17 protein-coding genes and 1 riboswitch are annotated in these 19822 nt (G+C 73.4%); of the genes, 4 read left to right on the top strand and 13 right to left on the bottom strand.

The window, feature by feature from the left end; all coding sequences use genetic code 11:
* Positions 1 to 64 precede the first annotated feature (64 nt).
* The 4 genes from KY5_RS36995 to KY5_RS36980 form a co-directional block, all read right to left on the bottom strand.
* Entirely contained in the window at positions 65 to 1252 is a 1188-nt protein-coding gene (locus KY5_RS36995) for a thiolase family protein (RefSeq protein WP_098246290.1), read from the bottom strand.
* A 1265-nt stretch (positions 1253 to 2517) separates the two neighbouring features.
* On the bottom strand, positions 2518 to 3738 hold the full coding sequence (locus KY5_RS36990; protein WP_098246289.1) for an NAD(P)/FAD-dependent oxidoreductase: 1221 nt from the start codon (positions 3736 to 3738) through the stop codon (positions 2518 to 2520).
* A gap of 11 nt (positions 3739 to 3749) precedes the next feature.
* Positions 3750 to 5198 (bottom strand): FAD-dependent oxidoreductase, encoded by a 1449-nt coding sequence (locus tag KY5_RS36985; protein WP_098246288.1) that lies wholly within the window; start codon positions 5196 to 5198, stop codon positions 3750 to 3752.
* Positions 5195 to 6661 (bottom strand): FGGY family carbohydrate kinase, encoded by a 1467-nt coding sequence (locus KY5_RS36980; RefSeq protein WP_234363044.1) that lies wholly within the window; start codon positions 6659 to 6661, stop codon positions 5195 to 5197. Before KY5_RS36980 ends, KY5_RS36985 begins: the two co-directional genes overlap by 4 nt.
* A gap of 270 nt (positions 6662 to 6931) precedes the next feature.
* Between KY5_RS36980 and KY5_RS36975 the strand changes: the two genes are divergently transcribed.
* Positions 6932 to 7924 carry a hypothetical protein gene (locus KY5_RS36975; RefSeq protein WP_418952846.1) on the top strand — a complete coding sequence of 331 codons (993 nt, stop codon included), beginning with the start codon at positions 6932 to 6934 and terminating at the stop codon, positions 7922 to 7924.
* A 60-nt stretch (positions 7925 to 7984) separates the two neighbouring features.
* On the top strand, positions 7985 to 9508 hold the full coding sequence (locus KY5_RS36970) for an amino acid permease (RefSeq protein WP_234363043.1): 1524 nt from the start codon (positions 7985 to 7987) through the stop codon (positions 9506 to 9508).
* A gap of 18 nt (positions 9509 to 9526) precedes the next feature.
* Here KY5_RS36970 and KY5_RS36965 read toward each other — a convergent pair whose 3' ends face one another.
* The 6 genes from KY5_RS36965 to KY5_RS36940 form a co-directional block, all read right to left on the bottom strand.
* Positions 9527 to 10081 carry a GNAT family N-acetyltransferase gene (locus tag KY5_RS36965; RefSeq protein ID WP_098246286.1) on the bottom strand — a complete coding sequence of 185 codons (555 nt, stop codon included), beginning with the start codon at positions 10079 to 10081 and terminating at the stop codon, positions 9527 to 9529.
* Between the two features lie 37 nt (positions 10082 to 10118).
* On the bottom strand, positions 10119 to 10853 hold the full coding sequence (locus KY5_RS36960; RefSeq protein WP_098246285.1) for an SDR family NAD(P)-dependent oxidoreductase: 735 nt from the start codon (positions 10851 to 10853) through the stop codon (positions 10119 to 10121).
* 98 nt (positions 10854 to 10951) lie between these two features.
* Positions 10952 to 11317, bottom strand: a complete 366-nt coding sequence (locus KY5_RS36955; protein WP_098246284.1) for a hypothetical protein — start codon at positions 11315 to 11317, stop codon at positions 10952 to 10954.
* A gap of 42 nt (positions 11318 to 11359) precedes the next feature.
* A riboswitch (SAM riboswitch) is annotated at positions 11360 to 11469 on the bottom strand.
* 21 nt (positions 11470 to 11490) lie between these two features.
* On the bottom strand, positions 11491 to 12849 hold the full coding sequence (locus tag KY5_RS36950; protein WP_098246283.1) for a radical SAM protein: 1359 nt from the start codon (positions 12847 to 12849) through the stop codon (positions 11491 to 11493).
* A 332-nt stretch (positions 12850 to 13181) separates the two neighbouring features.
* Positions 13182 to 14702: an alpha/beta fold hydrolase gene (locus tag KY5_RS36945; protein ID WP_098246282.1), complete on the bottom strand. Its 1521-nt coding sequence runs from the start codon at positions 14700 to 14702 to the stop codon at positions 13182 to 13184.
* Complete coding sequence (locus tag KY5_RS36940) at positions 14702 to 15160, bottom strand: hypothetical protein (protein WP_159072691.1); 459 nt, start codon at positions 15158 to 15160, stop codon at positions 14702 to 14704. The genes KY5_RS36945 and KY5_RS36940 overlap by 1 nt, the downstream gene beginning before the upstream one ends.
* 171 nt (positions 15161 to 15331) lie before the next feature.
* Between KY5_RS36940 and KY5_RS36935 the strand changes: the two genes are divergently transcribed.
* Positions 15332 to 16507, top strand: a complete 1176-nt coding sequence (locus KY5_RS36935) for a sensor histidine kinase (RefSeq protein ID WP_098246280.1) — start codon at positions 15332 to 15334, stop codon at positions 16505 to 16507.
* A 9-nt stretch (positions 16508 to 16516) separates the two neighbouring features.
* Here the strand turns inward: KY5_RS36935 and KY5_RS36930 are convergent, their stop codons facing one another.
* A complete protein-coding gene (locus KY5_RS36930; RefSeq protein ID WP_098246279.1) occupies positions 16517 to 16831 on the bottom strand; it encodes a hypothetical protein in 315 nt (104 codons plus the stop codon).
* Between the two features lie 214 nt (positions 16832 to 17045).
* On the opposite strand from KY5_RS36930, the gene KY5_RS36925 reads away from it, so the two are divergent.
* A complete protein-coding gene (locus KY5_RS36925; protein WP_098246278.1) occupies positions 17046 to 17741 on the top strand; it encodes a response regulator in 696 nt (231 codons plus the stop codon).
* 4 nt (positions 17742 to 17745) lie between these two features.
* Here the strand turns inward: KY5_RS36925 and KY5_RS36920 are convergent, their stop codons facing one another.
* Positions 17746 to 18759 carry a Gfo/Idh/MocA family protein gene (locus KY5_RS36920; protein ID WP_098246277.1) on the bottom strand — a complete coding sequence of 338 codons (1014 nt, stop codon included), beginning with the start codon at positions 18757 to 18759 and terminating at the stop codon, positions 17746 to 17748.
* On the bottom strand, positions 18756 to 19790 hold the full coding sequence (locus KY5_RS36915) for a Gfo/Idh/MocA family protein (protein ID WP_098246276.1): 1035 nt from the start codon (positions 19788 to 19790) through the stop codon (positions 18756 to 18758). The genes KY5_RS36920 and KY5_RS36915 overlap by 4 nt, the downstream gene beginning before the upstream one ends.
* Positions 19791 to 19822: the final 32 nt, after the last annotated feature.

The following is a 19822-nucleotide window of genomic DNA, read 5'->3' as shown; positions in this document are numbered from 1 at the left end:
GCGGTGGTGCCCGCCCGGCGGGGGCGGGCACCACGGGGTCGACAGGGTCGACGGAACCGACGGGTCAGTCGCGCTCGACGAGCAGCGCGCTGCCCTGGCCGACGCCGACGCACATGGTGGCGAGGCCCCGGGTGGCGCCCGTACGACGCATCCGGTGGAGCAGCGTGGTGAGGATGCGGGCGCCGGAGCAGCCGAGGGGATGGCCGAGCGCGATGGCGCCGCCCGAGGGGTTCACCAGCTCGGGATCGATGCCGATGGCGTCCACGCAGGCCAGCGCCTGGGCGGCGAACGCCTCGTTGAACTCCGCCTCTTGGAGGTCCCCGACGCTCCAGCCGACGCGGTCGAGTGCCTTGCGCGTGGCGGGCACGGGGCCGATCCCCATGACGTCGGGGTGCACGCCGGCCGAGGCCCCTGCCGCGTACCGGCCGAGCGATTCGAGGCCCAGTTCGTTGAGGGCCTCCTCGCTGACGAGCAGGAGACCCGCCGCGCCGTCGTTCATCGGCGACGCGTTGCCCGCCGTGACCGAGCCGCCCTCGCGGAACACGGGTCGCAGGCCGCTCAGCTTCTCGTACGAGGTGTCCTCGCGCACGCACTCGTCGGTGTCCACGACGACGCCGTCCTGGCGGGTGACGGGCAGCAGTTCGTCGTCGAAGTGGCCGTCCTTGCGGGCGGCGGCGGCGCGCATATGGCTGCGCAGGGCGAAGGCGTCCTGGCGCTCGCGCGGCACCCCGTAGCGCTCGGCGACCTCCTCGGCGGTCTCCCCCATGGACAGGACGCCGTGCAACTCCCGCATCTTCGCGTTCGTCAGGCGCCAGCCGAGGCGGGTGTCGGCGGTCTCCATGCGGTGCGGCAGCGCCTCGTCGGGCCGGGGCAGTACGAAGGGGGCGCGGCTCATCGACTCGGAGCCGCCCGCGACGACGACCTCGGCCTCGCCTGCCGCGATGGTGCGCGCGGCGGTGGTGACGGCTTCGAGCCCTGAGGCGCAGAGCCGGTTCACGGTCGCACCGGGCACGGACTCCGGGAGGCCCGCGAGGAGCGCGGCCATGCGGGCCACGTTGCGGTTGTCCTCGCCCGCCTGGTTGGCGGCGCCCCAGTAGACGTCGTCGATCCTGGCGGGATCCAACTGGGGGATGTCGGCGATGAGGCCGCGCACGACGCCCGCGGCGAGGTCGTCGGGGCGGACGGTGGACAGGGCGCCGCGGAGCTTGCCGATGGGGGTGCGGCGGGCGGCGGCGAAGTGGACGGTGCGCACGATACGGCTCCGGATCGTTCTGCGGTGGTCCCGCTGCTTAAATTAGCGGTGCTAGTTTTGGAGTCTATGCGGGGGACGGGGGTGTGGGAAGGGGCTCCTGTCGGTAACCCTGCGGGCGCGAGGGGCGAGGCGTTGGCGAGAGCGGGGGCGGGGGCGGGGATGGTTGTGGCGTGTCGGCGGAGTGCGAAGGCCGCGGGGCGGGCCGTGCCGTGTCGTACCGTGCCGTGCCGTGTCGGCGGGGTGCGAGAGCGAGTGGGGCGGATTACGGCGGGTCGCTCGGGAGTGGCGGTGTCGCGGACCGCGCCGTACGGGGTGTGCCCGCATGCCCCGTACCCCATCGGGCCGAGTCGGCCGAGGGCCGGATCCGGCCGGGACCGGGGCCGAGACGGTCTCGCGAGGGCCAGAGCGGGGTCGGCACGGCCTGATCGGGGCCGGGACCGGGACACGTGCGGTCCGTCCGCTCCCGGCCGAGACCAGATCGACGCAGCCCGCTCGGGGACCGAGACCGGAACCAGCGCGGCCTGCTCAGAACCGCGACGAAACCCGCACGGTCCACTCGCGGCCGAGACAAGGTCGGCGCAGCCCGCTCGAGGACAGAGACCGGAACCAACGCGGCCTGCTCAGAACCGCGACGAAACCCGCACGGTCCACTCGCGGCCGAGACAAGGTCGGCGCAGCCCGCTCGAGGACAGAGACCGGAACCAACGCGGCCTGCTCAGAACCGCGACGAAACCCGCACGGCCCACTCGCGGCCGAGACAAGGTCGGCGCAGCCCGCTCGAGGACAGAGACCGGAACCAACGCGGCCTGCTCAGAACCGCGACGAAACCCGCACGGCCCACTCGCGGCCGAGACAAGGTCGGCGCAGCCCGCTCGAGGACAGAGACCGGAACCAACGCGGCCTGCTCAGAACCGCGACGAAACCCGCACGGCCCACTCGCGGCCGAGACAAGGTCGGCGCAGCCCGCTCAGGGCCGGGTCCGGAACCCGCACAGCCCTCCCGGAGCCGAGACCAGAACCAACTCGGTCCACCCAGGGCCGAGACGACAGCCGAGCCGGTCTGATCGGGACCGAGACCGGCACGGTCCGCCCAGGACCGAGACCTGAACCAGCACGGCCTCCCGGGACCAAGACCAGAAGCGACCCGGCCTCGCCGGGACCGAGACCCCACAGCCCCACCCGAATCGCGCCCCAGCCCCGCCCCACCTCATCGGAACCGGCCCCGGGAACAGGAACGGCACGGCCTCGTCAGCACCGGAACGCCGCTCAGCCGAAGGCAATTCGCACCGGACCCCCGTCCGCCCGCACCCGCGCCGCCCAGTCCCCGCCGATGTGGAACGGCCGGTTCGGGACCGGTGGGCGTGGCAGGCGGGCGTGGTGGAGGGTCCGGCCGTCCTGGGTGATCACCAGCGGTGCGCGGCCGACGAACTCCGCCGTGCGCAGGGCGAACCGCCCGCCGTACGGCAGCGGTTCGTCCGGGGTCACCAGGTTCGGCGCGATCCAGGCGAGCGGGGCGGCGACCCGCAGCGGCACGGACGCGGACGCCGAAGGCCAGTCGCCTTCGGCGAGGTAGCGCCGCACGGCGGCTCCCGCCGCCGCGCCCTCGCGGGCCACCGCACGGGCCGGTTCGACGGCGTGCAGCAGATTGCCGACCGCGAAGACGCCGCGCCGGTCGGTGCGGAAGGCCCCGTCGGTCGCGGGGCCCTTGGTGCCGGGGTCGAGCAACAGGCCGCCGCGTCTGGCCAGTTCGTGTTCGGGCACGAAGTCGCCGGTGAAGACGACCGTGTCGCAAGGGACGTGCGCCGTCCTGCCGTCCCGGTGGGTGAGCCTGACCCCTGACACACGTCCGCGTCCGAGGATGTCGGCCACGGTGGCCCCGGTGAGTAGCGGAACCCCGCGCCGCAGCCTGGCGTCGAGGGCGCGGGCTGGCGAGGTCTGGTGGCGCGGGTGCTCGGTGACCAGGGCGGCGACGTCGACGCCCGCGAGCCGCAGGGCGTCGAGGGCCGCGAAGCCCACGGACTCGGCGCCGACCACGACGGCCCGGGTGCCGACGTGCTGCCGGTGGACATGGACGGCGCGCAGGAGTTCGCCCGTGGTGAGGACACCGGCGGGCCTGGTGCCCGGCACCAGGCGTGCCGCGCGCGGCCGTTCGCGCGCGCCCGTGGCGAGGACGACGGCGCGGGCGGTGATCCGCTCCAGGCCGTGCGGACTCGTGGTGTCCAGGGTGAGCGGCCCCGCCCAGTCCGTGACGGTGACGCCGGTGCGCAGCGCAGCGCCGCTCCGTTCGGCGGTCCGCACCCACCGCTCGGCGAAGCCGGGCCCTTCGAGCCCGAGCGGGCCGAACCCGCCGTGATGGCAGTGGCGCGGCGTGCCGCCCGCCCTCGGCTCACGGTCGAGCACCTCGACCTCGCCCGCACCCAGCGCGGCGAGCACCGCCGCCGCTGCCAGGCCCGCGGGACCCGCCCCCACGACCAGGACGTCGACCATCCGCTCATGCCTCACCGGTCCCCCAACTCCGCCCCGCGCTCGAAGAGTTCCCGCACGACGGCCCCGCAGTGGAAGCCCTGGCACCGCCCGCCGCGCGCCCGCGTCCTGCGGCGCAGGCCCTCCAGCGAGCCAGGAGGCACGGTGGCGGCGAGCGCGTCCCTGATCTCGCCGCGCGTCACCCGCTCGCAGTGGCAGACGACGGTGCCGTACGCGGGGTCGGCGGCGATGAGATCCGCGCGTTGGTAGGGGCGCGGGAACGCCTCGCCGAGGTTGGGCATGCGCACGGGCGGCAGGTCACCGGCCTCGGGCAGGCCCGCGCCCGCGTCGTCGAGGAGCGCGGTGACGTACGCGGCGATGGCCAGGGAAGCGGTGAGGCCGGTCGAGCGGATGCCGCCCACCGTGACGCAGCGCCGACCGGGGTCGGCGCTGATGCGGTAGTCGTCGTGCTCGGTGGCGGCACGCAGCCCGGCGTACACGGCGGTGACCTCCTCGTCGAGGAGTTCGGGCAGGATCGCTCGGCCCTTCTCGCGCAGCGTGGCGATGCCTTCGGCGGTCGATCCGGTGGCCGACTTGTCGTCGAGGTCCTCGGCGGTGGGGCCCAGCAGGACGTTCCCGTACACGGTCGGGGCGACGAGGACGCCCTTGCCGAGTGCGGTGGGTACGGGCAGCAGGATGTGGCGCACCAGGTCGCGGGCGAGCTTGTCGAAGACGATGAGCTGGCCCCTGCGCGGGGTGACGGTGAAGTCGTCGTGGCCGAGCAGGCGGTCGACGGCGTCGGCGTGCAGCCCCGCCGCGTTCACCAGCCAGCGGGTCCGCAGGGCGCCCCGCCCCGTACCGAGCACCCGCACGTCGCCGTCGAACGCATCGACCGTGTTCACGCGGCAGTTGAGATGCAGGTCGACACCCGCGCGTACCGCCTGTGTCGCATAGGCGAGGACCGTCATCCAGGGGCAGATGACGCTCTCGCCGGGTACGTCGAGCGCGCCGAGGGCGCCGGGGCCGAGGTGCGGTTCCCTGGACCTGACCTCTTCGGGGCCGATGATCCGCGCGGCGTCGTAGCCGTTGCGTTCCGCCTTCGCCAACAGAGTCGGCAGGGCGTCGAGTTGTTCCTCGTCCCAGGCGACGAGCAGGGCGCCGACCGGCTCGACGGGGATGCCGGAATCGGCGGCGTACGCGGCGAGCAGCCGACTGCCCTCGCGGACGAGACGGGCCTCCAGGGAGCCGGGCACGGCGTCGAAGCCGGTGTGCAGGATGGCCGTGTTCGCCTTGGACGTGCCGTCGCCGACGTCGTTGGACGCGTCGACCAGGGCGACGCGCAGGCCCGGGCGCGCGGCCAGTTCGCGCGCGACGGCGCAGCCGACCACTCCGGCGCCGACGACGGTCACGTCGTACGTCACGTCGGGCAGCGCGCCGTCCCTGGTCACGCTCGTGCCGTCGTCGACGCTCCCGACCGGCGTCATGACACGGGCCGTTCGACGAGGGTCGCCACGGCCGCACGGAAGCCTTCGAGCCGTTCGGCGGCCGATGCCGCGCTGATGCGCGGTTCGTACACGGCGGCGGGCCGCCAGGCGGGGATCGCGTCGCCGACCGGCAGCGCGGGGTCGAGGCCGATCCGGGCGACGGCGGCCGCGCCGAGCGCGGTCACGTCCGGCAACGCGGACACCTCGACGGGCAGTTGGAGCAGGTCCGCCTGGGTCTGCATGAGCAGGGCCGAGCGCGTCAGACCGCCGTCGACACGCAGACTCTTCAGGAGTGCGCCCAGGTCGGCGGCGGCCGCGTCGGCGAGCTCGGCGACCTGGGCCGCGATGCCCTCGCACAGGGCACGGACCAGGTGGCCGGGGGTGGTGTCGAGGCCGAGGCCGGTGAGCGAGCCGCGCACGTCGCCGCGCCACCAGGGGGCCGCGAGCCCGGCGAGCGCGGGCACGAAGGTGACGCCGCCGGTGTCCGGCACGGCGGAGCCGACCGGGTCGAGGTCCTCGGCGCCCGTGAGCACGCCGAGGTCGGTGAGCCAGCGGACGGCGGACGCGGCCGTGTAGACCTGTCCGTCGAGGCAGTAGCTGCTCTCCCCCGCGAGCCGCCAGGCGACACAGCTGACCAGGCCCGACGCGCCGCGCAGGGGCCGCGAGCCGGTCTGGGCGAGCAGGAAGGCGCCGGTGCCGTAGGTGCACTTGGCGCTGCCCGGCTCGGTCACGTCCTGGGCGAGGAGTGCCGCCTGCTGGTCCACCAGGAGCCCGGTGAGCGGGAGTTCGGGTCCGAACGCGGTGGTCGTGCCGACCGGGCCCGCGGCATCGACGACACGGGGCAGTCGTTCGTCGGCGAGTCCGTAGAGGTCGAGGGCGCGGGGCGACCAGCCGACGGTGTCGAGGTCGAGGAGCTGGGTGCGGCCGGCCGTCGCGGCGTCGGTGACGTACGCGCCGGTGAGCCGGTGGACCAGCCAGGAGTCGCTGGTGGTGACCACGCCGTGCCGGGTGAGGTGGCGGCGTATCCACGCCATCTTGGGGGCGGCGAAGTACGGATCGAGGGGCAGGCCCGTGAGGTGCCGCAACTCGTCCGCGTGCGGGGCGAGTTCCGCGCAGACCGACTCCGCGCGGCGGTCCTGCCACACGAGGGCGTCGGTGAGCGGTTCGCCGGTCCGCGGGTCCCAGGCGAGCACCGTCTCGCCCTGGTTGGCGAGGCCGACGGCCGCGACCGGCTCACCGGCGTCGGCCAGCGCGCGGCGTCCGGCGTCGACGACGGAGGAAAGGAGCTCGGCGGGGTCGACCTCGACCAGGCCGCCCGGCAGATGGCGGGGGCGCACCGGCGCCTCACCCGAGCCGATCACACCGCGCTCCGGGCAGACGACGAGGGCCTTGGTGCCCGACGTGCCCTGGTCGACGGCGAGCACGGGCCGGTCGCTCCCGGCGGTCCGCTCGTAGGTGATCACCGCGGAAGACTGCTACAGGGCGCCCGAGGGCGTCAAGGCTTACCAATGGACGGGCCAAGGACGGTTAAGGACACCTCAAAGAGAACGAAATGACCCTGACTGTTCGTCAAATGCCTTTTCGGTGCGCCGGTTTGACAGAACGGGACAGAAAAGATCCATGAATGGACCTGGAAACCGGAACTGCCAGCTCTACACTGACCGCCGAACAACATCATCAACACACCCCGACAACAGGCCCGTTCAACCCCCCATCTCCCCGACCGAGGACTCATGCCCATGCCGTTAGGCCGCCCGGTGTACCACCCGGCGGGCCACGACGAAGCCCTGCGTGCCGTGCTTCAGGACCTCAGGGCCGGCCGCTGGGTGTCCACGCGCAACCTGCTCACCGAAACACCCGACTGGGGACTGTGGACCCAGCGGACCCAGATCCTCGCGGCGGCCGTCGCCGGTTCCGACGTGGTGCGCGCCTGGCGCGCCGAGGAGCCGCACAGCGCGTCCGCGGCCGTCCTGTACGCCCGGGTCGCGGTGGAACGCGCCCTGCGGGCCCACCGCGCCGGACACCGGCAGACCAACGACCTGTGGCGCGAGGCCGTTTCGGCCTGCGGCACCGCGTCGTCGATGTCGCCCGAGGACCCGGTCCCCTGGGTCTGCCTGCTCGCGCTCGCCCGGCTCGACGAGGGCCAGCGGTGGGACGAGCACCGCGTCGCGCCGCCGGAGCCGATGCTCTTCCCCGGGCCCTGGCACCTGCTCGGCGAGGCCGACAAGCGCGATCCCGGCAATCGCGAGGCCTACCACCGGATGCTCCAGTTCGTGTACGGGCGCAGGCCCGACGGGCCGCTCACCGAGGCGTACAACTTCGTGCAGTGGGCGTCGGCGGGCGCCCCCGCGGGCTCCTCGCTGCACCTGCTCCCGCTGTACGTGCGCGTCGAGCGCTACCGCAGGGAGGGCGGCGGAGAGCGGGCCCTCGACCTGCACTGGATCTCCGAGGACTCCACGCGCGGCGCGCTGCGCGCCCTGCAGCTGTGGTTCGACTACTCGCCGCCCGCCGCGGCCTCGCTCCTGGACCTCAACCACCTCGCGCACGCGCTGTGGGGAGCGCACCAGTTCCAGGACGCGTTACGGGTGTTCGAGGCCATGGACCCGTTCTTCACCGTCGTGCCCTGGACCTACCGCACCCGCTCGCCCGGCGACGCGGACGCGGCCGCCGAGGTCTTCGTCCAGGCCCGCGCCCGCTGCTCCAACTCCTCCCGCGCCCCGGGCTAGCCCCCGGGCAGGGCCCCCACTCCCCCGCTCCCCCCTTTGTTCCCCACCGGAGGTAGTTCCGTGTCCCGCACCACCTGGTCGAGCTCCGTCCCCGTGCCACGCCAGGACGAGGAGGAACGGCTCAGAGAGCTCGGCTACCAACCCGTACTCGCCCGCCGCATGGGCGGCTTCGGCAACTTCGCCATCAGCTTCTCGGTGATCTCCATCCTGTCCGGATGCATGACGCTCTACGGCTTCGGCCTGGGCACCGGCGGCCCGGCCGTGATGCTCTGGGGCTGGGCGGGCGTCGGCCTCTTCGTCCTCTGCGTGGGCCTCGCGCTGGCCGAGGTGACCAGCGCGTATCCGACGTCGGGGGCGCTCTACTACATGGCCGACCGGCTCGGCGGGCGCCGCTGGGGCTGGTACACGGGCTGGCTGAACCTGCTCGGCCTGCTCGGCGCGATAGCGGGCATCGACTACGGCGCCGCCCTGTTCACCGGCGCGTTCCTCAATCTGAAGTTCGGCTTCACGCCGACGGCCGAGAAGACCTTCCTGATCTTCCTGTGCATCCTGTTCCTGCACGCCGTCCTGAACCTCTTCAACGTACGCCTGGTCAGCCTGCTCAACTCGATCAGCGTGTGGTGGCACGTGGCCGGTGTCACGGTGATCGTCGGCGTCCTCGCGATCGTGCCCGACCACCACCAGTCGCCGTCGTTCGTCTTCGGCGAGTTCTACAACGGCACCGGCTGGGAGAACCCGCTCTACGTCACCGCGATCGGCCTGCTCCTCGCCCAGTACACGTTCTCCGGGTACGACGCCTCCGCGCACCTCTCGGAGGAGACGTCCAACGCGTCGGTGTCCGCTGCGCGCGGCATCGTGCGCGCCATCTGGGCCTCCTGGATCGCCGGTTTCGTCCTGCTGGCCGGGCTCACCTTCGCCATCCAGGACTACAAGGGCACGTTGGAGACCGCCACCAACGTGCCGCCCGCCCAGATCATGATCGACGCGATCGGCGAGTCCGGCGCGACGGCGCTGCTGCTCATCGTGATCGTGGCGCAGCTGTTCTGCGGCAACGCCGAGACGGCCGCGGCCAGCCGCATGGTGTTCGCCTTCTCCCGCGACAACGCGCTGCCGGGCTCCGCGATCTGGCGCAAGGTCAGCTCCCGCACCCAGGTCCCGGTGCCCGCGGTGTGGCTCTCGGTGGGCCTGGCCGCGGTGATCGCCCTGCCGTCCCTGTACTCGGCGACCGCGTACACGGCCGTGACCGCCATCAACGTCATCGGCATCACGCCCGCCTACGCCATCCCGATCTTCCTGCGCCTGCGCGCGGGCGACCGCTTCCAGCAGGGCCCGTGGAACCTGGGCCGCTGGAGCAAGCCGATCGGCTGGATCGCGGTGATCTGGGTGGCGTTCGTGACGGTCCTGTTCTGCCTGCCGCAGGCCTCGCCCGTCACCGTCCAGTCGATGAACTACGCGTCGATCGCGCTCGCCGTGGTGCTGATTCTGGCCACCGTGTGGTGGTTCGTGGCGCGCCGCTCGTACAGCACTCCGCAGGCGTACGGCTCGGACCGCGAGCAGGCCGAGGTCGCCGAGGGCATCGTCTGAGACTCCGCGCGAACCGCCTCACGCGGGGCGGTCGTTGAGGATCTTCTGGAAGAGCCGGTGGTCGCGCCAGGCGCCCTGGATGTACAGGAAGCCCGGCGCGACGCCGTACTCCTCGAAGCCGCACTTGGTGAGCACGCGCTGCGACGCGGTGTTGTGCAGGAGCGTGCCCGCCTCGACGCGGTGCAGGCCCAGTTGGCCGTCGGCGGCCTCGCAGACGACGTTCGCCGCGCCGGAGGCGAGGCCCCTTCCCTGGTGCTCGGCGTCGATCCAGTAGCCGAGGTTCCCGCTGCGGACCGGGCCGAGCACGATGTTCGACAGGGCGGCGTGCCCGAGGACCTCACCGCCGCCGACCAGCACCCAGTGCGCGGACCGGCCCGCGCGGCCCTCCTCCAACTGCACCCGGAGCCGGTCGCTCTGCCCCTGCGTGGTGAAGAAGGCGGCGGGCCTGTCCGGGTCCCAGGGTTCGAGGTGGGCGCGGTTGCGCCGGTAGGCGCGGGCGAGCGCCTCCGCGTCGTCGAGCGTGACCGGCCGTATGAGGACGTCTGACGTGAGGGAGACCTCTCCACTGATCATGCGCCCAGCGTACGAGGCCCCCCTCGGTGGGGCGGGGTCAGCGGCCGCCCGCGACCCGCAGGACCGTGCCCGTCGCGTAGGAGGCATCGGCGGAGAGCAGCCAGGAGACGGCCGCCGCGATCTCCTCCGGCCGGCCCGAGCGCCCCATCGGAATGCCGTCGGCGAGCTTCGCGGGGCGCTCGGGGTCCGCGTGGAACTCGGTCCAGATGACGCCCGGGGCAACGGCGTTGACGCGGATGCCGTCCCCCGCGACCTCCTTGGCAAGGCCGACGGTCAGGGTGTCGACGGCGCCCTTGGCCGCCGCGTAGTGCACGTACTCGCCGGGGGCGCCGAGCGTGGCGGCGGCGGACGAGACGTTCACGATCGCGCCGCCGCCGTTCGCCTTCAGGTCCCGCACCGCGCGCCGGGCGCAGAGCAGATAGCCGAGGACGTTCACGTCGAGCGCGCGGCGCATGCCCTCGGCGTCGGCGTCGGCGAGCGGCCCGACGGGCCCGCTCACTCCCGCGTTGTTGACCAGGCCCGTGACGGGGCCGAGTTCGGCGGCAGCGGTGTCGAAGAGACGGTCGACGGCGGCCTCGTCGGCGGTGTCGACCTGGACGGTGACGCAGCAGCGGCCCGCGGCGCGGACGGCGTCGGCCGCCTTCGCCGCGGCGGCCTCGTCGGAGCGGTAGCCGATGGCGACGTCGTGCCCTTCCTGGGCGAGACGGGCGCTGACAGCCGCGCCGATGCCTCGGCTGCCGCCGGTGACGACGGTGACGGGGTGGTGCTGCACGGGGGACCTCCGGCTCTGGGTGGCTGACTGTCGCGCCGCCCGGACGCGGGGATCGCCCTCGTCCGGCACGGCGTCATCCTACGGAGCGGTGATCTTCGTCAGCGGCCAGGGGCGGCGGGCTCCCCGTCGGGTGCCACGCAGACCAGCGTGGTGGCGACGGTGTCGCGCCGCAGCCGGAGCAGGTTCCAGCGGGGCTGCCACTGGGCGAGGCCCCGGTGCTCGCGCAGCAGCCCGCGCAGCCGTCCCGGGTCGTGCGTCCACAGCGTGGCGGGCACGCCCCGGGTCGGGCCGAGCACATGGAGGGCGATGCGGCCGTCGTCCCGTACGTCGTGCGAGGAGAGCAGCACGTCGACGAGCGGCCCCGGGTCCTTCGCGCTGTCGCGGGCCTGGATCCAGTGGACCTGGTGTCCCGGCGTGCGGGCTTCGCAGGTGTCGTGGTCGCAGATGGTGTGCGGGTGCGTCATGGAGCGCCTCCGGAGTCGTGGACCCCGGGAACCGGCCCCGGTGATCCGCCGTTCCCCGCGCGCCTCGCGCGGGGCGGGTCGTCACCCGGGGCACCCGCGACGGAGCGGGGTGCCGTCCAGCCAGCCGGGGCTTGACGCTGGAACTCGTGACCCGCCCCGACCGTAACACGGCTCTACTGGGGCGTCGCCGGGATAACGGCGTCCTCCGGAGCGGCCTTCTCCGCGGGCAGGCTGTCCATGAAGGAGCTCACCGAGAACACCGCGTTGCCGGGTCCGGCGGGGCCGTAACCGGGGGGCGAGGAAAGGCCGTTGGCCTCCATCGTCGCGCGGTAGGCCTCAAGGAGCCGCACGTGGTACTCCAGCGGGGCGCCCTGCGGATTGGCCTTGCCCAGCGGCGTCGTGGGCTCCGGGCACCAGGTGGTGAAGCGGGGCGTGATGCCGCGCGACATGAAGTACTGCAGGCCCTCGACGGTGGAGTCGATGGCCTCGCCGACGGTCTTGAAGCCGAAGGGCTCCGCCATCTCCACGCCCGCCACGAAGTTCGGGATGACGTTGCGCGGCCCGAAGACGTCTGCGGAGTCCAGGATGCGGCGGTGCCACTCGTCACGGCCGACGTAGCGCTCCTTGCCGGGGCAGTAGCGCTCGAACAGGTACGGGTCCCACACCTCGTAGTTGGGGTGGTAGATCCGCACGCCGTAGTCGTGGAAGCGCTGCACGTCCGCCTTGGGCAGGGCCTGGGCGACGACCTTGCCGATCCAGCGGCCGGGGAAGCGCTCCTCGATGGCCTTCGCGTACTGGCCGTAGAAGTCGGCCTCGTCCTTGCCCTGGAGCTGCGTGGTGATGGCGCCACCGGTGAGCGTGTACGCGGTGGAGGACTTGTTCGTGTCGTACTTGTCGATGATGGCGAGGGCTTCGAGGACCTCGTCCATCGGCTTCACACCGGTGTAGGGGCGGCCCGCCGCCTTCTGCTGGCGCCAGTTGTGGTTGATGTCGCAGTACTGGCACTCCTCCTTGGCGCCGAAGTACTGGCAGACCCGGAAGACCGTCAGGTAGATCAGGTAGCCCCACTGGATGGTGGGCGCCACCTCCATCACGGACTTGCCGTTCTCCAGGGTGTGCCGGTAGTAGTCCGGCATCGGCGGCAGGCCGACGTCGGAGATCCGCGCGCCGTCCAGGTAGAGGCCGAGCACTCCGTCGTCGTCGGCCGCGACCCGGTAGGGCGACGCCGGGTTCACGCGGACCGAGACGACGGTGCGGCGCAGTTCGTAGGGGCCGCCGGTGAGGACGATCTCCTCGGGCGGGCGGCGCAGGGCCGCGGCGCCCAGTTCGGGCAGGGTGCCGTGGTCGAAGGAGAAGATGAAGTACGACTTCGGCTTGACCTCGCCGCCCTCGTTGTCGCTGAGCGCCGACTCGTCGAAGGCGATCCCGCCGCGCAGCAGGTCCTCCTTGATCACGGCTTCCCGCGGCACGTTCGGGAACCGCTCCATGAGTGACTCGATGAGCTCGGTACGGTTCTCGCTGCGGCTTGGCATGGGCCGGGCACCTCGGATCCTTGTCGTCAATCTGTCCCGACCACGCTAATACCCGCCCGATCCGCTCCGGATCCGACTCCGGTCGGAGGGCTCCTACGCCGCGGGGCTAGGGTCTGTCCGGCGGATCAGGGCGCGCTCGGGTGGCGTCCACCGTCCGGTGCAGGCGAGCGGGGTCTGGTGCGTGCAGCTGCAAGGCGGAGGAGGGCGGCAACGCGGAGCGTTGGCAACCGACGACAACGCCGGAGGGGGTACCTCCCTGCTCGAGCGGAGCCGAGAGCTTGGGGGAGTGCGTGCCAGACCCCGCGACAGCGCCATGATCCGCCGGACAGGCCCTAGGCTCCGGGTGGGGTGGCTCCGTCGATGACGGTTCCGGGCTTCGGCACGTCGAGGTCCGTGAGGTACCGCAGGACCGTGTCCCGCTCGGCACCGCCGTTGAAGATCTTCACGGCGTGGCCCCAGCCCTTCACCTCGACGAGCGCCGCCCGGTCCCCGAGCCGCCGCTGCGCGGAACGCGCCCAGTCCAGCGGCGTCGCGTTGTCGTACCGGGCGCCGATCAGGAGCAGGGGCGTGTCCGTGCGGACCTGCTCCGTCGACGGGCCTTCGGGGGCGGGGAGGCCCTGGCAGAGGTTCGCGTACGACACGGTGTTCGGGGAGTAGCCGAAGCGGGGCGCGGCCTCGTGGGCCGCCCGCCGGTCGGCGAGGTAGGCCGCGGCGTTCGGGGCGCGCAGGCTCAGATCGGCGCAGACGGACAGATCGGCGCCGGGCAGCAGCTTCTCGTCGGGCGGGGCGTCGCCCTCGTCCGTCTCCCACGGCTTCCCGGTGTCCAGGGCGTGAAGGTACTGGGCGGCGGCGGGCCAGGACGGGGTGAGGAGCATCGCGTCGATCGTGCCGTTGAGCTCGGCGAGCGGCACGTCCTTGCCGCCGTTGCGCAGCTTCCCTCCGGCGGCCCGCGCGGCGAGGCCCTCGTACACCCGCCAGGCGTCCCGCTCCCCCAGCTCGCAGTCGCGCGAGCGCTCGCACCACCGGGCGAACTCGCCGAAGGCGCCCTCCAGCGCCTTCGCCCCGGTGACGCCGAAGGCCCGGCGGCCGATCGCGGGGTCCATGACGCCGTCGAGGACGGCGGCGCGCACCCGGTCGCCGTGCATCGCGGCATAGCGCTGGCCGTAGACCGTGCCGTACGAATGACCGTAGAGGGAGATCCGGTCCGCGCCGAGCGCGGCGCGGATGGCGTCCATGTCGCGGCTGACGCTGCTCGCGTCGGTGTGCCCGGTCACCGCTCCGGACGCACGGGCACAGCCTGCGGCCAGGGCGGTGGCGCGCTTCTTCAGCCGCCCGAAGTCGCCGGGCGTCGTGGCGGGCCGCTTGTCCGTGATCATCTCGGCCAGCGGTCCCGCGGGGCACTGGACGGGGCTGCTGAGGCCGGTGCCGCGCGGGTCGAAGCTGACGATGTCGAAGCGGTGTTCGGCGCCGCCCCACTCCTTGGTCTGCGCCACGTTCTGGACACCGGAGTTGCCGGGTCCGCCGGGCAGGAACATCAGGGTGCCGATGCGCTGGTCCTTGCGGGTCGCCTTCCTGCGCACCACCGCGACGTCGAGCTTCTCGCCGCCCGGCGCGGTCCAGTCCACGGGGACGCGGACGGTGCCGCACTCGGCGCCCTTGGGCGCGCCCTCCGTCGCGTCGGCCGGACAGGGCTTCCAGCCGATCCGCTGCTGCCGCTCGGCTCCGCGCTTCTCGGTGCCCTGACTGCCCTGGCCGCCCTGCTCGCCCCGCTCGCCCGACGAGCAGGCCACCAGCGAGAGCAGGGCGGCGCCCGCCGTCACGGCCGCGAGCGTTCCTCGCGTGCGCGTTCGCATCAGCCGCGGGCCTTCATCGCGACGTCCTTGTCCTGCCACGCGTAGAGCGCGCCGTCGACGCGGGCGCCGGACCAGGTGCCGCAGTTCGTGTCGGCCTTCGCCGCGAGGTCCGAGGGGAACCAGTCGGCCTTCAGGCGGGGCTTGCCCTGCGGCTCGCCCTTGGCGCACTGGGCGGGGAACTTTCCGTCGGGCGTCGTGAACTTCATGATCCGGTCGTCGCCGGTGGTCGACATGACGTACGTGATGTCGCTCGCGTCGTCGGGCAGCCAGCGCGGCACGGACTTCCTGTCGCTCTTGGCCGCGGCGCCGTCCTGGTAGGAGGACTTCTCCTGGTGGTCGTCGAAGGGGTTGCTCGAACCGCTGCCGCAGGCCGTCAGCGACACGGCGAGGGCGGCGGCGCCGAGCGCGCAGAGCGTCGTGCGGGCGGCACGAGGGCTGACGTGGGTCGGTCGGTGCATGGTGGTCACGCTCTCCTGGGAGTCGGGGCCCGTGTCGACGGAGCCGGAGTGTCTGCCTCCACGCTCGCCGCCCCGGCCCCTCGCGCGCCTCGCCCGTTCGGTGGATCGCGGGACCCCCGGTCAGGCTTTCGGCTGATCCGCGGCATGCGACCTGATGCGTACATTCGGTACGTGGATGATCACCGCTCCCCGCCCGGCGGTACGCGCACCGCGCCCGGCCCGCACCGCGAAGGCCCCGGCGCCGCCAAGACGCTCCTGTTCGCCGTCCCCGCGGTGTTCCTGTGGCTGCTCGACCTGGTGTCGAGCGAGCCCGACGGCTCCTGGCTGCCCCTGGTCTCCGGGCCGCTGGCCGTCGCCGTGCTGCTCGTGCGGGGCGGTCCCGGTATCGAGGCGCGGGCCGTGGTCGCGGCGCTCGCCTCCGGCGGGCTCACGCTCGCGCTGGCGCTCGGCGGTGTCCCGGTGGGCAGCTGGGGCCTCCTGGAGTCCTTCGCGCTGCTCGCCCTCCTCACGGTCACCACGCGTACGGCGCGGCTGCCCGCCGGGTACGTCCTGTGCGCGCTGCTCGCCCTCGCCGTCGCGGCAGCGCCCGTACGGACCGGCTTCCACTCCGATGCCGAGACCTTCGCGTTCGTGCTCACGGTCGCGGCGGGCGGCGCGCTCGCGCTCGGCGGCTATCTGCGCTCCCTCGACGGCAGGCGGGCGCTCGCGGTGACCTCGACGCAGGAGGAGGAGCGCCGTCGCATCGCCCGCGATCTGCACGACTTCGTCGCCCATCACGTGACGGGGATCGTCGTCCAGGCGCAGGCCGCGCGCGCCGTCCGCGAGACCTCGCCCGAGCAGCTCGAACCGCTGCTCGCCGGGATCGAGAAGGCGGGCACCGAGACGCTGGAGTCGATGCGGCGCCTGGTGCACGTCCTGCGCGCGGAGCCCGGCGCCACGACCCGGCCCGCCGACCTGCTCACCGAGCTGGCCGCCCTTGTGGCGGCCCACGGCGACGCCGCCACCCTGGAGGTCTCGGCGCGGGTCCGTGCCGCCGCGCTCGCGCCCGAGGTGGAGACGTCCGTGCACCGCGTCGTCCAGGAGGCGCTCACCAATGTCACCCGGCACGCACCCGGCGCCGATGACGTCCGGGTGCGCGTGTCGACGGACGCGGGACGCCTGCGCGTCGAGGTCTCCAACGGCCCGTCCCCGCAGGGCCGTGCCAGGGACCGGACGCCGCCGGGCGGCCGCGGTGGACTCGGTCTGATCGGTCTGCGGGAGCGGGTCGAGGCGCTCGGCGGCGACCTGGACGCGGGTCCGCTGCCGGACGGCGGCTGGCGGCTGCGCGTCACGCTGCCCGCCAGGTGAACATCACGCTCAGCTGAACATCACGCTGTGCGGCACGGGCGCCCCGAAGTCCCTCGCGCTGAACGGCGCGAGCGGGGGCCCGAGGGGCTCCTCGCAGCCGTGGTCGGCGTAGACGGTGGCCGTCGTGTCCGTGCCGTTGTCCACGTGCACGGCGCCGGAGACCAGCAGGTAGCACTCGCCGTTCACCGGGTTGTCGGTGCTGAAGTCGTCTCCGTTGACGTTGACGTAGTGCAGCGTGCCGCCCGCGGCGCCTGCGGAGGTCGGCAGGGCGGTGACGAGGGCGAGGGCGCCGAGGACGGCGACGACGGTGCGGGGCAGGCGCATGAGGGTCTCCCTTGGGCTCGGAGGGCGCCCTGCCGTCGGACCGTGTCACCCGGCGGACGGTCGCCCGCCAGGGAGCATGCCACCGGTCACGGGCCCGTGCCGGAGCCGTCCGAGGCGCTCGGTGGTGATCGTGGGGGCGCGTGGAAGTGCCCTCGGCACAGGCCAGGCGCGCATGCACGCCCCGGGCCGTCCTAGTCTTCTCCTCGTGGAAGAAATGCCGCAGAACCACCGCTCCGCGAGCCCGGTGCGCGTGCTCATCGCCGACGACCAGGACATGGTGCGCACCGGGTTCCGGTTGATCCTGTCCGCGCAGCCGGGCATCGAAGTGATCGGTGAGGCGGCCGACGGCGCCGAATGCGTCGAGCTCGCCCGGCGGCTGCGGCCCGACGTGTGTCTGGTCGACGTGCGGATGCCGAAGCTGAACGGCCTGGAGGTGACCCGGCTGCTCGCCGGGCCCGGGGTCGCCGAGCCGCTGCACGTCGTGGTCGTCACCACCTTCGACCAGGACGACTACCTCGACGAGGCGCTGCGCGGCGGCGCCGTCGGGTTCCTGCTGAAGGACGCGGGGCCCGGGCTGCTCGTGGAGGCGGTGCGCGCCGCCGCGAAGGGCGACGCGCTGGTCTCCCCCGCCGTGACGCTGCGGCTCCTGGAACGCATGGCGGACCAGCACGGACCGCACTGCGGCGCGGCGGCTGTCGGGCCCGCGCCCGAGGTGCTCTCGGAGCGCGAACTCGACGTGGCGCGGCGCGTCGCGCGGGGCAGGACCAATCAGGAGATCGCCGACGAGCTGTTCATCTCCCTGGCGACCGTCAAAACGCACCTGGCCAACATCCAGACGAAGTTGGCCGTGCGCAATCGCGTGGAGATCGCCGCGTGGGCCTGGGAGTCGGGCCAGGTCGGGCGGCGCTGAGAGCTCAGCCGACCCGCACCGGCGCACCGTCGCGTGCCGAGGCGTACCCGGCCGCCACGACGCGCAGGGTCCGCAGTCCGCCCTCGCCGTCGGCGACGTCCATGCCGTCCTCGCCGGGGCCGTGCAGGAAGGCGCGCAGCATCCGCTCGTCCAGGTCGACGCCGAACGGCAACTCCGTTCCCCTCCCCCGGCGTTCGCTGAATCCGTGCACCTTCTGGTCGAAGGCGTCCATCTCCAGGGTGGCCCGCTCGCCGACGACGGTGAGTTCAAGGCCGCCCCAGGAGTGGTGGGAGCGCGGATGGGACCAGCTGCAGTCGATGGTGGCCACGGCCCCGTCGGAGTAGGTGACGCTGACCAGGCCGCTGGTCTCGACGTCGACCTCGTCGGCGTACAGGAGGTTGTTGGTCTGTGCGTAGACCTCGACGGGGCGCGCGTCGGCGAAGAGGTCGTCGAGCAGGTCGGCGATGTGCACGGTGTGGTCCATCAGGGCGCCCCCGCCGGAGAGTGCGGGCTCGGCGAACCAGCGGCGCGCACGCGTGGGCATGGCGCCGTTGTTGGCCCCGGCCACCGCGAGGACCCGCCCGGCCTCGCCCGACGCGAGCGCCGCTTTGACGGCGGCGTACGCCGGGCTGAAGCGGACCGGGAAGGCGACCGCGAGACGCACCCCCGCGGCCCGGCAGGCGGCGACCATCGCCTCGCCGTCCTCGACCGACGCGGCGAGCGGCTTCTCGCACAGGACGTCCACGCCGTGCGCGGCGGCCAGTTCGACCAGCGGGCGGTGCCGGGCGTTCTCGGAGCAGACGATCACGGCGTCCGGCTGCCAGGCGAAGACGTCCTCGTACGTGGCGGCGTACGCGACGCCCAGCTCGTCGGCGAGCGGGCGGCCGCGCACCTCGCCGGGCGCGGCGAGGTCCGTGTCCGGGTCGCTGCCGAGCACCTCGATGCCCGGCATGCGTGCGAGCAGCCGCAGGTACGCGGTCGCGTGGACGTGGGCGAACGACAGGACGGCCACCTTCATCGCGCTGCCTCCTCGGTCTGCTCGGTTCGTTCGATCTCGATGACGCGGCCCGTGCGGCTGGACTCCACGGCGGCCTCGGCGATCCGCACCGCCTCCACGCCGTCGTGTGCGCTCACGCGCGGCTCGGGCCCGTCGGGCGCCCAGGACGCGGCGAATTCGCGCAGTTCGGCGAGGTAGGGGCTCTCGGTCATGGGGCTGGACGGGATGCCTTCGTTGGCCGCCCGTACGCCCTGCGCGGTGATCCGGAAGCCGGGCACGGCGGTGGAGTCGTGGTGCAGCAGGCCGTCCGCGCCCGCGATCCGGAACGTCGTACGGAACCGCTGGTCGGGCAGGCCCCACAGGCCGCTGACCTGGCTGACGGCGCCGGAGGCGTGGGTGAGCACGGCGGTCGCCGTGACGACGTCGGCCGGTGTGCCGGTGGCGTGCTCGGCGCCGCGGGTGCGGGCGTGCACGCGGACCACGTCGCCCGCGATCCAGCGGGCGATGTCGATGTCGTGCACCATCAGGTCCATGATGACGCCGCCGGACTGGGCGGGGTCACCGAACCAGGGCGCCCACTGCGGCCGCGCACCGCCGCGCGTGAAGCGCAGCACGGCGAGTTCGCCGAGGTCGCCCCGGAGGACGGCCTCGCGCATCGCCGCGTACGCGGGGAAGTAGCGCACCACGTGTGCGGGGTGGAGCCGGACGCCCGCCGCGTCGGCCGCAGCCGCGATCTCTCCGGCGTCGTGTGCGGTGAGCGCGAGCGGCTTCTCGCACACGACGTGCCGGCCCGCGGCGACGGCGGCGAGGGCGAGTTCCTTGTGGGTGGGGGTGGGGGTGCAGATGTCGACGGCCTCGACGGTGTCGAGCACGTCGTCGAGACCGGCCGCGGTGCGGACGTCGTGCCCGTGTCCGGCGTACTCGGCGGTGAGCTTCTCCGCCGAGCCGTCGACGGTGTACACGCTGACCCGGGCGCCGATCGCCAGCCAGCCGGGCAGATGGGCACGGGCGATGCCGCCCGCGCCGAGCAGTCCGATGTGCAGGGGTGCCATGAGGGCGGGGTGCCTTCCTGTGGGAGGAGTGC

It is taken from the genome of Streptomyces formicae (assembly GCF_002556545.1).
GTDB lineage: Bacteria > Actinomycetota > Actinomycetes > Streptomycetales > Streptomycetaceae > Streptomyces > Streptomyces formicae_A.
The sequence above is the reverse complement of the archived record's forward strand: the minus strand, read 5'-3'. Positions and strand labels throughout refer to the sequence as shown.

Coding starts and splice junctions, on each gene's coding strand:
- KY5_RS36975 (WP_418952846.1), top strand. CDS start 6,932: ATGCCCATGCCGTTAGGCCGCCCGGTGTACCACCCGGCGGGCCACGAC.
- KY5_RS36985 (WP_098246288.1), bottom strand. CDS start 5,198: ATGACGCCGGTCGGGAGCGTCGACGACGGCACGAGCGTGACCAGGGAC.
- KY5_RS36950 (WP_098246283.1), bottom strand. CDS start 12,849: ATGCCAAGCCGCAGCGAGAACCGTACCGAGCTCATCGAGTCACTCATG.
- KY5_RS36990 (WP_098246289.1), bottom strand. CDS start 3,738: ATGGTCGACGTCCTGGTCGTGGGGGCGGGTCCCGCGGGCCTGGCAGCG.
- KY5_RS36915 (WP_098246276.1), bottom strand. CDS start 19,790: ATGGCACCCCTGCACATCGGACTGCTCGGCGCGGGCGGCATCGCCCGT.
- KY5_RS36955 (WP_098246284.1), bottom strand. CDS start 11,317: ATGACGCACCCGCACACCATCTGCGACCACGACACCTGCGAAGCCCGC.
- KY5_RS36920 (WP_098246277.1), bottom strand. CDS start 18,759: ATGAAGGTGGCCGTCCTGTCGTTCGCCCACGTCCACGCGACCGCGTAC.
- KY5_RS36930 (WP_098246279.1), bottom strand. CDS start 16,831: ATGCGCCTGCCCCGCACCGTCGTCGCCGTCCTCGGCGCCCTCGCCCTC.
- KY5_RS36925 (WP_098246278.1), top strand. CDS start 17,046: ATGCCGCAGAACCACCGCTCCGCGAGCCCGGTGCGCGTGCTCATCGCC.
- KY5_RS36940 (WP_159072691.1), bottom strand. CDS start 15,160: ATGCACCGACCGACCCACGTCAGCCCTCGTGCCGCCCGCACGACGCTC.
- KY5_RS36965 (WP_098246286.1), bottom strand. CDS start 10,081: ATGATCAGTGGAGAGGTCTCCCTCACGTCAGACGTCCTCATACGGCCG.
- KY5_RS36945 (WP_098246282.1), bottom strand. CDS start 14,702: ATGCGAACGCGCACGCGAGGAACGCTCGCGGCCGTGACGGCGGGCGCC.